The organism is Modestobacter sp. SYSU DS0657 (genome assembly GCF_054050925.1).
The window spans coordinates 1-12,917 of record NZ_JBJHAG010000031.1; the positions used below are offsets into that span (position 1 = coordinate 1).

Annotated in this window: 15 protein-coding genes; 7 read left to right on the top strand and 8 right to left on the bottom strand. The window is 76.0% G+C overall.

The features are described from left to right. The coding region (locus tag ACI79A_RS16785; protein ID WP_457084896.1) for an NUDIX domain-containing protein at nucleotides 1-523 on the bottom strand (523 nt) is incomplete at its 3' end. Nucleotides 524-628: 105 nt separating this feature from the next. On the opposite strand from ACI79A_RS16785, the gene ACI79A_RS16790 reads away from it, so the two are divergent. From ACI79A_RS16790 to ACI79A_RS16810, 5 genes are all read left to right on the top strand, one after another. Next, a complete protein-coding gene (locus ACI79A_RS16790) occupies nucleotides 629-1,252 on the top strand; it encodes a DUF6758 family protein (RefSeq protein WP_457084897.1) in 624 nt (207 codons plus the stop codon). A 212-nt stretch (nucleotides 1,253-1,464) separates the two neighbouring features. Continuing rightward, a complete protein-coding gene (locus ACI79A_RS16795) occupies nucleotides 1,465-1,620 on the top strand; it encodes a hypothetical protein (protein WP_457084898.1) in 156 nt (51 codons plus the stop codon). An 8-nt stretch (nucleotides 1,621-1,628) separates the two neighbouring features. Further along, a complete protein-coding gene (locus ACI79A_RS16800; RefSeq protein WP_457084899.1) occupies nucleotides 1,629-2,312 on the top strand; it encodes a PH domain-containing protein in 684 nt (227 codons plus the stop codon). A 51-nt stretch (nucleotides 2,313-2,363) separates the two neighbouring features. Continuing rightward, the gene (locus ACI79A_RS16805) at nucleotides 2,364-3,221 is read left to right on the top strand and encodes a PHP domain-containing protein (RefSeq protein ID WP_457084900.1); all 858 of its coding nucleotides are present in this window, start codon (nucleotides 2,364-2,366) and stop codon (nucleotides 3,219-3,221) included. Nucleotides 3,222-3,270: 49 nt separating this feature from the next. Continuing rightward, nucleotides 3,271-4,119, top strand: a complete 849-nt coding sequence (locus ACI79A_RS16810) for a RecB family exonuclease (protein WP_457084901.1) — start codon at nucleotides 3,271-3,273, stop codon at nucleotides 4,117-4,119. A gap of 122 nt (nucleotides 4,120-4,241) precedes the next feature. Here the strand turns inward: ACI79A_RS16810 and ACI79A_RS16815 are convergent, their stop codons facing one another. After that, complete coding sequence (locus ACI79A_RS16815; RefSeq protein WP_457084902.1) at nucleotides 4,242-4,868, bottom strand: LysE/ArgO family amino acid transporter; 627 nt, start codon at nucleotides 4,866-4,868, stop codon at nucleotides 4,242-4,244. Between the two features lie 76 nt (nucleotides 4,869-4,944). On the opposite strand from ACI79A_RS16815, the gene ACI79A_RS16820 reads away from it, so the two are divergent. After that, entirely contained in the window at nucleotides 4,945-5,820 is an 876-nt protein-coding gene (locus ACI79A_RS16820) for a LysR family transcriptional regulator ArgP (RefSeq protein WP_457084903.1), read from the top strand. 21 nt (nucleotides 5,821-5,841) lie between these two features. Here ACI79A_RS16820 and ACI79A_RS16825 read toward each other — a convergent pair whose 3' ends face one another. The 4 genes from ACI79A_RS16825 to ACI79A_RS16840 are packed head-to-tail and all read right to left on the bottom strand — an operon-like array spanning nucleotide 5,842 to nucleotide 10,537. After that, the gene (locus tag ACI79A_RS16825) at nucleotides 5,842-6,714 is read right to left on the bottom strand and encodes an oxygenase MpaB family protein (RefSeq protein WP_457084904.1); all 873 of its coding nucleotides are present in this window, start codon (nucleotides 6,712-6,714) and stop codon (nucleotides 5,842-5,844) included. After that, nucleotides 6,711-7,655, bottom strand: a complete 945-nt coding sequence (locus tag ACI79A_RS16830) for an alpha/beta fold hydrolase (protein ID WP_457084905.1) — start codon at nucleotides 7,653-7,655, stop codon at nucleotides 6,711-6,713. Before ACI79A_RS16830 ends, ACI79A_RS16825 begins: the two co-directional genes overlap by 4 nt. Before the next feature lie 45 nt (nucleotides 7,656-7,700). Beyond that, nucleotides 7,701-8,927, bottom strand: coding sequence for an outer membrane protein assembly factor BamB family protein (locus ACI79A_RS16835; protein ID WP_457084906.1), 1,227 nt, complete (start codon nucleotides 8,925-8,927; stop codon nucleotides 7,701-7,703). Then, nucleotides 8,927-10,537 carry a DEAD/DEAH box helicase gene (locus tag ACI79A_RS16840; protein ID WP_457084907.1) on the bottom strand — a complete coding sequence of 537 codons (1,611 nt, stop codon included), beginning with the start codon at nucleotides 10,535-10,537 and terminating at the stop codon, nucleotides 8,927-8,929. Before ACI79A_RS16840 ends, ACI79A_RS16835 begins: the two co-directional genes overlap by 1 nt. Nucleotides 10,538-11,091: 554 nt before the next feature. Here ACI79A_RS16840 and ACI79A_RS16845 point away from each other — a divergent pair. Next, nucleotides 11,092-11,766, top strand: coding sequence for a ferritin-like fold-containing protein (locus tag ACI79A_RS16845; protein ID WP_457084908.1), 675 nt, complete (start codon nucleotides 11,092-11,094; stop codon nucleotides 11,764-11,766). A gap of 68 nt (nucleotides 11,767-11,834) precedes the next feature. Here ACI79A_RS16845 and ACI79A_RS16850 read toward each other — a convergent pair whose 3' ends face one another. Both ACI79A_RS16850 and ACI79A_RS16855 read right to left on the bottom strand, forming a co-directional pair. After that, complete coding sequence (locus ACI79A_RS16850; protein ID WP_457084909.1) at nucleotides 11,835-12,065, bottom strand: DUF3107 domain-containing protein; 231 nt, start codon at nucleotides 12,063-12,065, stop codon at nucleotides 11,835-11,837. A 105-nt stretch (nucleotides 12,066-12,170) separates the two neighbouring features. Further along, nucleotides 12,171-12,821 carry a TetR/AcrR family transcriptional regulator gene (locus ACI79A_RS16855; protein ID WP_457084910.1) on the bottom strand — a complete coding sequence of 217 codons (651 nt, stop codon included), beginning with the start codon at nucleotides 12,819-12,821 and terminating at the stop codon, nucleotides 12,171-12,173. Nucleotides 12,822-12,917: the final 96 nt, after the last annotated feature.

Genomic DNA, 12,917 nt, shown 5'->3' on the forward strand with positions numbered 1-12,917 from the left:
GGGCAAACTCCGGTGCGGCGTGTTGAACGGGGGTCCCCTGGGGCGTCCGGGTCCCGTCGGCGGGAGCGGGGCCGCCGGTGCCCGGACACCGGCGGGGGAGCAGACCCCAGCCCGCCAGGGCCGCGACGACGCCGGGCGCCATCCGGCCGGCGGCCGCCAGCGCGGCCAGGCCGGCGGCGTCGACGAACGCCACCTCGGTGGCGTCGTCGCCGGCCACCGGATCCTGGCCGTCACCGGCCAGGTCGCAGGTCCAGTCGGTCACGGTGAACAGCACGCCGTCGCCGGGGATGCGCACCCGCCCCGCGACCGCGACCGGGCGCACCCGCAGCCCGGTCTCCTCGCGGGTCTCGCGCACCACCGCGTCCGGCTCGCTCTCGCCGGGTTCCACCCGGCCGCCCGGCACCGACCACAGGCCCGCGCTCGGGGCGTGCCCGCGCCGGATCAGCAGCAGCCGGCCCGTGGCGTCGTGCACCACCGCGCCCACGCAGGGCACCTCCGGGACGGCGACCTCGCGCTCGGACACGCCCGCAGGCTACGGCGGTGTGCACGGCCCCCGGGCGGGCGACCGCGACACCGTCGGGGGGCCGACGCTTGACGAAACCGCGTCGGGGACCGACGGTGAGCGGCGATGAGCGTCTCCCCGGTGTGCCCCCGATGCGGCGAGGCGCTGGTGGTGAAGCCCGGCTCCACCGCCGAGGGCTGGTGCCACCTGCACGCGGCGGTCACCCCGCTGCACCACACCGCGGTGGTCGCGCACGACGCCATCACCGCCGTCTGCGCCGACGCCCGGGTACCGGCCTGGGTGCCCGACCCGATGCCGCCGGGCTGGGCGGTCACCGGTCTGGCCTGGGGCGGTGAGCCCGGCGCCCGGGCGATCGTGGTCGCCTGCGCCGGCCCCGGCCCGCTGGGCGAGGCCGCGGAGGTGGTGCTGGTCGCCGAGGAGCCGGGTACGGGGCTGGGCTGCGGGTACGCCGGGCTCCCCGGCGTCGATCCCGGTGAGCTGATCGACGGCCCCTCCACGGCGGCCGTCCGCGCCGCCGGGCAGCGCGCGCCGCTGTGGGCCGTGCCGACCAGCGAGGACCGGGCCGCGTTCGTCGGCGAGGCCTACGGGGTGTGGCTGTGGCTGGTGACCTGGCCGTCGTCGGCCGCCTGGCTGCTGGCCGAGGACCCGGCGCTGCTGGACCTGCGCGAGCGGGTCTACCCCGACCTCCCGCTGGGCCCGCCGACGGAGCGGCTGCTCCCCGGGCGCTGACCGGGGGACGCTCCCCGGGTCCGCCGGCAAGCCCGACCCGCCGCCGGATCCGACGATTCACCGTCCCCCGGCGTGGCGACTGGTGTTGTGCGCGGGGCTGCTGTTACCCATGGGGCGCGGTCGAGCAGGCCGTGGTGGAGTCGTGCCGTCGTCCGTGACCTGCGGGCGCTCGGAGACCCGCCTGGCTGCCCGATGGGAGGAATGGTGCGACCGTGCTGAAGAAGGTGCTCACCTGGGTGGCCATCGCCTTCGTCGTCTTCTACGTGATCCAGCGACCGGAGGACGCGGCCGGCATCGTGCGCAGCGCGGGCTCGGCCCTGGGTGACGCGGCCCAGTCGCTGTCGGCCTTCGTGGGCTCGCTGGTCTGAGCCGGGGCGTGTCCGGCCCGCGACGGCCCCGCTGGGGCAAGGACGCCGAGAAGTACCTGCTCGCCGACGAGCCGCCGGTGATCGCCACCCGCCGCCACCCGGCGGTGCTGGCGCGCCCCTACCTGCGGGGGCTGCCGGTGCTCGTCATCGGCGTCTGGCTGCTGCAGCTCGACCCGGACAACCGGGTGGGCGCGGTGCTCGGCCTGGCCGCCGTCGTCGGCGCGCTGGCGTACCTCGGCCTGCACACCGCCGAGTGGTGGGTGCGGCACCTGCTGGTCACCCGGCGCCGGGTGCTGCTCACCTCCGGGGTGATCATCCGCACCGTCGCCGTCATGCCGCTGCGCCGGATCACCGACCTCACCTGGAAGGAGACCTTCTGGGGGCAGATCCTCGGCTACGGCACCTTCCGGTTCGAGTCGGCCGGGCAGCAGCAGGGCCTGGACGTGGTCACCTTCATGCCGCGCGCCGGTTCGTTGTACAAGCGGCTGAGCGAGCTGATGTTCGGCAGCGACTTCTCCACCAACCCGGTGAGCAGCGACGAGGACGCCGACGGGTCGCTGAGCGCCGACGACCGTGGGGACGACGGCGCGCCCGAGCAGCACCTGCCGCGGCCGCTGGTGTCCGGGCGGCGGCACGACACCGAGCCCATCCCGCGGGTTCGGGCCGGGCGGCGGACCCCGCCCGCCGAGTGATCGCCGGCCTCCGGTCACCCGGCACCGCGCCGGGTGCGGCAGGCTGAGGGCGTGCTCATCGACCTGCACACCCACTCCGCGGTGTCCGACGGCACCGACAGCCCCGCGACGCTGCTCGCCACCGCGGCTGCGGCCGGCCTCGACGTCGTCGCCCTCACCGACCACGACACGACCGCCGGCTGGCAGCCGGCCGCCGTTGCCCGGCCGACCGGGCTCACCGTCGTGCCGGGCATGGAGCTGTCCTGCCGGTGGTTCCCGGCCGACGAGCCGCCGATGAGCGTGCACCTGCTGGCCTACCTGTTCGACCCGCAGCACCCCGGGTTCGCCGCCGAGCGGGTCCGGCTGCGGGAGGAGCGGCTCGAGCGCGCCGAGCGGATCGTCGGCAACCTGGTCGCCGCCGGCTACCCGATCACCTGGGACGTGGTGGTGGCCCGCAGCGGCGGCGGGGTGGTCGGCCGGCCGCACATCGCCGGTGCCCTCGTGGCGGCCGGCATCGTCGACTCGGTCGACCACGCCTTCGCCACCGTGCTGAACCACCGCAGCCCGCACTACGTGACCAAGGCCGACACCGACGTGCTCGACGGCATCGCGCTGGTCCGCGCGGCCGGCGGGGTGCCGGTGTTCGCCCACGGGCTGGCCACCTCCCGCGGCCGGGTGGTCGACGACGCCGCGATCGCTACGATGACCGACGCCGGCCTGCTGGGGCTGGAGGTCGACCACCCCGACCACACCCCCGCGCAGCGCGAGCACCTGCGCGGACTGGCCGGTGATCTCGGGCTGATCCGCACCGGGTCCAGCGACTACCACGGCACCAACAAGCTCACCCCGATCGCGGCGTGCACCACCGACCCCGACCAGTTCGAGGCGATCGTCGCTGCGGGCACGGGGAGCACCGTCCTCACCGACTGAGGACGGTCGGTGGCCCCGGCTACGGTGGCGCCATGGGGGAGGACCGGCGGTGAGCGCCCAGCTGGAGATGCCGGGGATGCCCAAGCGGCTGTTCGCCTGCACGCCGAGCAAGCTCGCCACCTTCGCCGACTGCCCGCGCCGCTACCGGTTCGCCTACGTCGAGCGGCCCAGCCCGCCCAAGGGCCCGCCGTGGGCGCACAACACCGTCGGCTCCGCGGTGCACGCGGCGCTGCGCAGCTGGTGGGAGCTGCCGATGGAGAAGCGGACCACCGCCGCGGTCCGCCAGCTGCTGTACGGCGTCTGGTCGCCCACCGGGTTCCGTGACGAGGAGCAGTCGCACCGCTGGCGCGCGAAGGCCGCCACCTGGCTCACCGACTACGTCGCCGGGCTCGACCCGGCCGAGGAGCCGGCCGGCACCGAGCGCACGGTCGGGACGACGACTCCGGCGCTGGCGCTGTCCGGCCGGGTCGACCGGATCGACCGGCGCGGCGACGAGCTGGTCGTCGTCGACTACAAGACCGGCCGGACGCCGTCCACCGAGGACGAGGCCCGCGGCTCACCGGCGCTGGCCGCCTACGTGCTCGGCGTCCGCCGCACGCTGCGCCGGCCGTGCAGCCGGGTCGAGCTGCACCACCTGCCCAGCGGCACGGTCGCGGCGTTCGAGCACACCGACCGGTCGCTGGCCAACCACGTGCGCCGCGCCGAGGACATCGCCGCCGACATCACCGCGGCCACCGCGGCGGTCGAGGCCGGGCAGAGCCCCGACGAGGCGTTCCCGACCGTCACCGGCCGGCAGTGCAGCTGGTGCGACTTCCGGCCCAGCTGCCCCGCCGGCCAGGCCGCCGTCCCCGCGCGGGAGCCGTGGAGCTTCCTCCCCGAGGAGCCGGCGGCCGACTGACCGGCTCCACCGTGGCGAGGCGCTGCGGCAGGGCCCGTGCGGACGGCGGCACCTGCATCGGCCGGTGGGTGCGCGGTGCGGCACCGCGCCATCGTGCGAGATCGGCGTCGGTGCCCGACGGATCAGGCGCTGCGCACGCCGCGGATGACCAGCGAGAGCGCCAGCGACACCATGACCACGGCGATCACCGCGTCGAGCACCCGCCAGGCGGCCGGGCGGGCGAACACCGGGCGCAGCAGCCGCGCCCCGTAGCCGAGCCCGGTGAACCAGACGGCCGACCCCAGCGCGGCCCCGGCGGCGAACCACCAGCGCTGCTCGGACCAGGTGCTGGCCAGCGAGCCGAGCAGCACCACGGTGTCCAGGTAGACGTGCGGGTTGAGCCAGGTGAGCGCCAGGCAGGTGGTGACGACAGCAGCCAGCGAGCTGCGCGCCCCGCCGTCGGCGGGCAGCAGCGCCGCCGGGCGCAGAGCCCGCCGGGCGGCGAGGACGCTGTAGCCCAGCAGGAAGGCCGCGCCGGCGAAGCAGACGACGACGAGAAGCTCCGGCACCCGGGTCACCAGGGCACCGGCGCCCGCCGTGCCGGCCGCGATCAGCACGACGTCGGAGACCAGGCAGACGGCGACGACGGCGGCGACGTGCTCGGCGCGGAGCCCCTGCCGCAGCACGAAGGCGTTCTGCGCGCCGATCGCGATGATCAGCGACAGCCCCAGTCCGAGTCCGGAGGCGGCAGCGACGGCGGCAGTGGGCACGCCGGAAACCCTAGGCAGCTGCCCGCTGCAGCACCGTTCATGTCCCTCACCTTCCAGTAGTTGCTCTAATGCACGGGTGGATCTCGATCTCGGCCAGCTGCGCGCCCTCGAGGCGACGGTCGCCGCCGGCAGCCTGGACGCGGCCGCCCGGGCGCTGCACGTCACCCCGAGCGCGGTCAGCCAGCGGCTCAAGGCGCTGGAGACGGCCACCGGCCGGGTGCTGCTCGTCCGCAGCCGGCCGGTGCAGGTGACGTCGTCGGGGGAGGCGGTGCTGCGGCTGGCCCGCCAGGTGGGGCTGCTCACCGCCGAGACCGCCCGGGAGCTGGGCGCCGACCGCGGCCCGGTGGCCCTGCCGATCGCGGTGAACGCCGACTCGCTGGCCACCTGGGTGCTGCCCGCGCTGGCCCCGCTCGCCGGGGAGGTCGCCTTCGACCTGCGCCGGGAGGACCAGGAGCACACGAGTGCACTGCTGCGGGACGGATCGGTGATGGCCGCGATCACCGCCGACGCCGACCCGGTGCCCGGCTGCACGGTGACCCGGCTCGGGGGCATGCGGTACCGGCCGATGGCGACCGCCGCCGTCGTCGCCCGGTGGTTCCCCGACGGTGCCACCGCGACGGCGCTCACGCAGGCGCCGGTCGTCGTCTTCGACCGCCGGGACGATCTGCAGCACTGCTACCTGCGGTCCCGCGGGGTCGACCCGGACGGCGTCCCGGCGCACTTCGTCCCGTCGTCGACCGACTACGTGGAGGCCGTGCGCCTGGGCTTCGGCTGGGGCATGGTGCCGTCGCAGCAGGAGCCGCCGGGCGAGCTGGTCGCGCTGGACGACGCCGGCGCGGTCGAGGTCCTGCTGCACTGGCAGCAGTGGAAGCTGCGCTCCCCGGCGCTGGACCGGGTGGCCGACGCCGTCCTGGCTGCGGCCCGTCGCGTCCTGGACCAGCCGGCCGGGTAGGAGCGCCGGGTGTCCTGACGGCTACGCGCTGAGCGCCACGTCGTCGGCGACTCTCTCCCGGGCGGCGCGCACGATCGGCGACTCCCGCACTCGCGCGGGCACCGCCAGAGCTGCCTGCCGGAACGCGCGCACCGCCGCGGTCGCGGCCGCGTCGGTGATGCCCAGTCCGGGCAGGCCGTAGAGCCGGCGGGCCCACTGCGGGAGCGTCGCCGCGCCCAGCCCGGCCAGGGCGCTCCACGCGGGACGGGCCGGGGTGAACAACTGCACCCAGCCGGGCATCGGCGGGGCGAGCACGAAGCGGAAAGCGGTGCGGGCGGCGTGGGTGACCGCCAGTCGCGGCCGGGTGCGGTCCAGGTAGCCGGCCAGCTCGGCAGCGGTCGTGGGGACGTCGCCCTCCTCGCACCCGATGAGCACCGCGGCCACCACCTGCTCGGCGACGTACCGGTCGGCGTCGGCGCCGGTCAGCGGCACCCCCGCGCGGCGGGCGGTGGACAGCAGCGAGTCGACCTCGCAGCAGTGCACCCACAGCAGCAGGTCGGCGTCGTCGACGGAGTAGGCGCGCCCGGTGGTCTCCTCCACCGCCGACTTGTCCCGGTGCATCCCGCGGACCCGGCGCACCGCACGCAGCGCGTCCCGACGGGTGCCGAAGGTGAGCGTCGCGACGTACTCGGCGGTCCGGGTCAGCCGTGCCCACGGCTCGCTGCCGAAGGCGTCGGAGAACTGGTGGACGCCGTCCATCGCCACCGGGTGCAGCGCCTGGAGCAGCAGCGCCCGGATGCCGCCCACGGAGAACGCCGGGTCGGCGTGGATCCGCCAGCTGATGCTGTCCGGGCCGAAGAAGCCCAGCCGGTCCTCCGCCGCGGTGAACTCGCGCAGCGACGGCGTCGGCCTCACCGCACCGCCCCGGCGTCGTCGGCGGACCGGGCGGCGGCGGTCGAGGCGGCCGGATCGGCGAGGAAGTCGAGCAGCACGGCGAGCGTGCGGGCGGGGTTCTCGATGGCGGGGGAGTGCACCGCCTGCGGGATGACCTCGTGCCGGGCGCCCAGCCGCGCGGCCATCTCCGCCTGCAGCGCCGGGCGCCATGCGTCGTCGGCGATGCCGTGCGCCACGAGCACCGGCACCCCGGTCTCGGCCAGCTCGGCCACCCGGTCGGGCTCGCCGAGCATCGCGTCGGCCATGCCGCGCAGCCCGGCGGCGCTGTTGGCCAGGAAGCGGCGGGTGAGGAACTCGCGGGTGGGCGCGGGCACCGCCTGCGCCCGGGGGTCGGTCATCGCCAGCTGTTCCAGCGTGTCGCTGACCAGCTGCACACCGCCGGCGTCCAGCAGCGGGGAGAGGTGGTCCAGCAGCTCCGCGCGGGGGCCGGTCAGCGCGGCCGGGCCGCTGCCGAGCAGGGTCAGCGAGGCGAATCGGGCCGGGTCGGCGAGCACGGCGGCGCGGGCCACGATGCCGCCGAAGCTGTGGCCCAGCAGGTGCACCGGGCGGCCGTCCTGCTCCTGCAGCTGGCGGGCCACGGTGACGACGTCGGCGGCGAGCTCGGCCACGGTGTAGGCGGCCGGGTCGTCCGGGCCCGGGGACTCGTACTGCCCGCGCTGGTCGATCGCGACGGCGCGCAGGCCGGCGTCGGCCAGTGGCGTCAGCAGCGGCGCGAAGTCCTCCTTGCTGCCGGTGTAGCCGGCCACCAGCAGCACGGTGGCGCGGGCGTCGCGGTCGGCGCCGGTGTCCAGCGCGGCGATCGGCCCGCTGCCACCCCGGAAGGTGACCGGCCGGGCGTCGTGCACGGCGAGCTGGCGGAGGTCGTCGGGGGCGGCGTGCTCGGAACCACCTGGCAGGACCATGTCACCGAGTGTGCACCGGACCGCCGACGGTCGTCCGGCCACCCGTCAGCGGAAGGCGCGGACCTCACCCGGGGTGGCGACGACGACCGTCGGCCCGACGACGGCGGTGCGGCCACCGGAGGGCACCTCGCCCCCGACCGCGGACCGGCCCAGCTCGGCTCCGTCGGCCAGCGCCCGGCGGACGAACGCGCCGTCCTCGGGCACCAGCACGTCGGTGACCGGGGAGCTGCCCACCGCGGCGGGCAGTCCGAGCGCCGGCCGGCTCCAGCGGGGTTCGCCGGTGCCCTGGTCCAGTGCGAGCAGCGTGCCGCGGGCCCACAGCAGGGCGACGTCCTCGACGCCGGCCTGCAGCAGTGGCTCGCTGCGCACGTCGGCGCCGGTGGGCAGCGGCGGCAGGTCGAGCACCCGCAGGGTGGCGCCGTCGGCCGGGTCGAGCACGGTGACCGTGTCCCCGACGACGACGTCGACCAGCCGGTCGGCGCCGGCCAGCCGCGCCGTCGCGGGACCGGTGTCCAGCTCGCGGGTCCAGGTGAGGCCGCCGCCGAGGCCGTCGTAGAGCAGCACCTGCAGCGGCGAGCCCTCGCCGCAGCGCTGCAGCACGGCCACGCCGGTGCTGCCGGCGTCGGCGTCGACGAACCGGCACCCGTCCGCGGGGGAGACCCGCCAGCGCGTGTTGTCGCCGGTGGGGTCGATGGTGACGATTCCGGTCGGGGTGCTGGCCAGCAGCACCTGCTCGGTGCTGGTCAGGTCGACGTCGGTGCGGAAGCGCACGTTGCGGTACCAGGCCCGCTCCCCGGTGGCCGCGGTCAGCGCGGTGAGCTCGTTGCACCGGCTGGTGGTGCGGAAGGCCACGATCACCAGGCCGTCGACCGCGGTCGCGTCGCACAGCTGTGCGTTCGACCGCCGGTAGTGCCAGGCCTCCGTGCCCGTGGCGGGGTCGAGCAGAGCCACCCCGTGCTCGTCGGTGACCAGCACCCGCCCGCTCGTCACCACCGGTCCGCGCAGGTCCGCGCGGGTCGGGGCCGACCACGCCGCGGTCAGCGCGCCGGCCGGTGCCTGGTCGGCCACGGACGCCGGTGGTGCGGTCGTCGAGGAGGTCGCGGCGACGTCGGAGGTCAGCCACAGCGAGACGGCGACGGCGGCCACCACGAGGGTGACCGCCGTCCAGACCCACACCCGCAGCGGCGGGCGCGAGGTGACGCGCTGGAACTGCCTGCCTTCAGGGGCCCGCCCCGAGCGGTGCGAGGAGCGGGGGGAAGGCAGGTCCTTCATCAGGCGGGAGGCTCGCCGCCGCCGGCCGAGCCGGTGTCGGCGCTGCCGCCGGTCGCGTCGCCCCCCGCCGAACCGCTGCGCTTGGCGCCGCCACGGCGCCGGCGGCGGCGCTTCGGCGCGCCGCCGTCACCGGTGGCCGAGGCGGTCGCGGTGGCCGCGCCGTCGCCGCCACCGGCCACGCCTGCGGCCGGTGCGTCGTTGCCGAGGGCGGCTGCCGCACCCGCGGCGGCCTCCCCGCCACCGCGCGTGCGCCGGCGCGGGCGGCTCTTGCTGGGCCCGGCCGACGGCTCGGCGTCCTCCCGGCCGGGGCCGGAGTGGTTCGCGCCGCCGGGGCCGCGACCCGAGCCGGTGGCGGAGCCACCGCCGGCCCGCTGGCGCTTGCCGGTCTCGCCGAGGTCCTCGAGCGTCTCGGCGCCCAACCCCTCGCGGGTGCGCTGCGAGCGGGGCAGCCGGCCCTTGGCCGTGGTCGGCACGTCCAGGTCGGTGTAGACCCACGGCGACGTGGAGTAGGTCTCCGGCGGGTCGGCGAAGTCGAGGTCCAGCGCCTTGTTGATCAGCTGCCAGCGCGGGATGTCGTCCCAGTCGACCAGGGTGACCGCGACGCCGGTGCTGCCGGCGCGGCCGGTGCGGCCGATCCGGTGCACGTAGGTCTTCTCGTCCTCGGGGCACTGGTAGTTCACGACGTGGCTGACCCCGGTGACGTCGATGCCGCGCGCGGCGACGTCGGTGGCGACGAGCACGTCGACCTTGCCGGCGCGGAAGGCGCGCAGCGCCTGCTCGCGGGCGCCCTGGCCCAGGTCGCCGTGCACGGCGGCGGCCGCGAACCCGCGGTCGACCAGCTCGTCGGCGACCTTCTGCGCGGTGCGCTTGGTGCGGCAGAAGACCATGACCAGGCCGCGGTCGCGGGCCTGCAGCACCCGGGACAGCAGCTCGGGCTTGTCCAGGTTGTGCGCCCGGTAGATGAACTGGGTGGTCTGCGGGACCGTCGAGCCCTCGTCGTTGCCGTGTGCCCGGATGTGCGTGGGCTGGGTCATGAACGACCGCGAGAGCGTGACGATCGGGCCGGGCATGGTCGCGGAGAACAGCATCGTCTGCCGCTTCTCCGGGACCATCGCCAGGATGCGCTCGATGTCGGGCAGGAAGCCCAGGTCGAGCATCTCGTCGGCCTCGTCGAGGACCAGCCCGCGGACCTTGCCCAGGATCAGGTGTCCCTGCTGCGCGAGGTCCAGCAGCCGGCCGGGGGTGCCGACGACGACCTCGACACCGGCCTGCAGCGCGGCGACCTGCGGCTCGAAGGCGCGGCCACCGTAGATGGCCTGCACCCGGATGCCGCGCTTGGCGCCGGCGGCGGCGAGGTCGCGGGAGACCTGCACGCACAGCTCGCGGGTCGGGACGACGACCAGCGCCTGCGGGACGCCGTCCGCGCCCTCGGCCGGCGGGGTGACCCGCTGCAGCAGCGGGACGCCGAAGCCCAGGGTCTTGCCGGTGCCGGTGCGGGCCTGCCCGATGAGGTCGTTGCCGGCCAGCGCCAGCGGCAGCGTCAGCTCCTGGATGGCGAAGGTGCGGGTGATCCCCACCTCGGCCAGCGCGGCCACGATGTCGGGGTGCACGTCGAAGTCGCTGAACAGCGGGCTGTCACTGGCGACGGGGGCGCCGCCGAGCTCCTCGACCTGCTGCTCGAGCTCCTCGGGAGCGGGCGCGCCGGTCTCGGCGTGCTCCAGCTCCGGAGCGGCGGGGGCGTTGTCCGTGGGGGTGTTCTCGATGGAGGTCAGTTCTCTCGCCTCGGTCTGGTGGGGGACCGTCGGCGTCGTGGTCCGGCCCCGGTGTCGGGGCGCCGCCGGCGACGCACGCCGGTCCCGGTCGGTTCCGGGATTGTCGATCCAGCGCCGACGCGGCCAGTTCGACCGGGCGTCGAGTGCAGACTGCCCGGGAGAGCTCCGGGAGGAGCGTCATCCAGCGGTCATCAGCGCACACGGAATTGCATTGCTGTCTTGAGCGCACCGCCGCCTGAGGACTGCGGTCGTGCACTTCGGTCAACGGACCTCGCGGCCCGCGCATTCCATCCTAGCCTGCGACAGCCCGTTAACCTGCCGGTGCGCTGCTGCGACACCGCCGGGACCACCCGGCGGGGGCAGGGCGGACGGCGACGGGGGGCGGACGCGGAGTGGGTGCCGACGGGCGCGTGCTGGACGCCGAGGTGCAGCGGCGGGCGGTCGTGGAGCTGCTCGGCGTGCTCTCCTACGCGGAGCTCACCGCCTTCGACCGGCTGGCCGAGGACGCCCGGATGGCGCCGACGCTCGCCGGCCGCGCCGCGCTGGCCCGGATGGCGGCCGCGGAGATCGACCACCACGGCCGGCTGGCCGCCCGGCTGGTCGAGCTGGGGGTGGACCCGGCGGAGGCGATGTCGCCGTTCGTCGCCGCCCTCGACGGCTTCCACGACCAGACGCGGGCCGGGAGCTGGCTGGAGGGGCTGGTCAAGGCGTACGTCGGCGACGGCCTGGCCACCGACTTCTACCGCGAGGTCGCGGCGTTCCTCCCGCAGCCGGACCGTGCGCTGGTGGAGGAGGTGCTCGCCGACACCGGGCACGCCGACTTCGCCGTCCGGGAGGTCCGCGCGGCGATCGCCGCCGACCCGACGGTGGCCGGGCGGCTGGCGCTGTGGGCCCGTCGGCTCGTGGGTGAGGCGCTCACCCAGTCGCAGGCGGTGATCGCCGAGCACGACGACCTCGCCGACCTGATGATGACCGGCACCGGCGACCTCGCCGGTGTGGGCCAGCTGCTGCAGCGGCTCACCGAGGCGCACGGCGTGCGCATGCGGGCCCTCGGCCTGAACCCCTAGCGACGCCGAGGGGGCGCCGCCGCGACTGCGGTGACGCCCCCTGGTGGGCTGGTGGAACGGGGTCCTTCTCAGCCGGAGATGAAGCCCACCCGGCGCTGGTCGGCCTCGGCGATCTCGACGTAGGCGATCCGGTCGACCGGGACGACGACGCGGCGGCCGCGCTCGTCGACCAGCGTCAGCAGGCCGTCCTTGGACGCGCTCATGGCCTTGGACACCTCGGCCGCGATCTCGTCGGGGCTCTTCGGGCTGTCGATGACCAGCTCGCGGGGGGAGTGTTGGACACCGATCTTGACTTCCACGTGGAGATGCCTCCTCAGGTCTGGCTGCTCCGGCCCACGCTAGTGCAGCGCCCGCGGGTCAGCCGGTCCGGCGGATGCGCCGTCAGCGAACGACGGCGCCGGACGTCACTGCCCGTCGCCGTCGTCGCGGCGGGGGAAGCCGGAGATGCCGCGCCACGCCAGCGCGGACATCAACGCCACCGCCTCGTCGCGCGACAGGGTGCCCTTGCGGGCCAGCCACCAGCGGGCGCTGCTCTCCGCCATGCCGGTCAGCCCCGCGGAGAGCAGCAGCGCCCGCTCCTCGTCGGCGCCGGTGTCGGCGGCGATCACCTCGGCGATCGCCTCGGTGACCGCGCGGGTCCCGCGGCCGGCGAGCTCGGAGACCTGCGGGTCGTTGCGCAGATCGGACTCGAAGACCAGGCGGAAGGCCTCGCCGTCGGCGTCGATGAAGTCGAAGTACGCCCCGACCGCGCCGTCGACCCGCGCCCGGTTGTCATCGGTGCCCGCCATCGCCTGCCGCACCCGGTCGGTGAGCTCGTCGACCTGCTGCTCCAGCAGCGCCAGGTACAGCTCCCGCTTGCCGGGGAAGTGCTGGTAGAGCACCGGCTTGCTGACCCCGGCCCGGTCGGCGATGTCGTCCATCGCCGCTGCGTGGTAGCCCTGGGCGACGAAGACGTCCTGGGCGGCGCGCAGCAGCTGCAGCCGGCGGGCGCCGCGCGGCAGGCGGGCGGTCCGGCGGCCGGCCGGCGGCGCGGGGGCGGGGAGGCTGGGCTGCATGGCCCGGCGATCGTACCGGCGGGTAGGCCGGACGACGTCGTACCGGCCCGCGGTCGGGCGGCTCCGGCGGGTGGGGTCGCGCCGGTGTTCTACCGT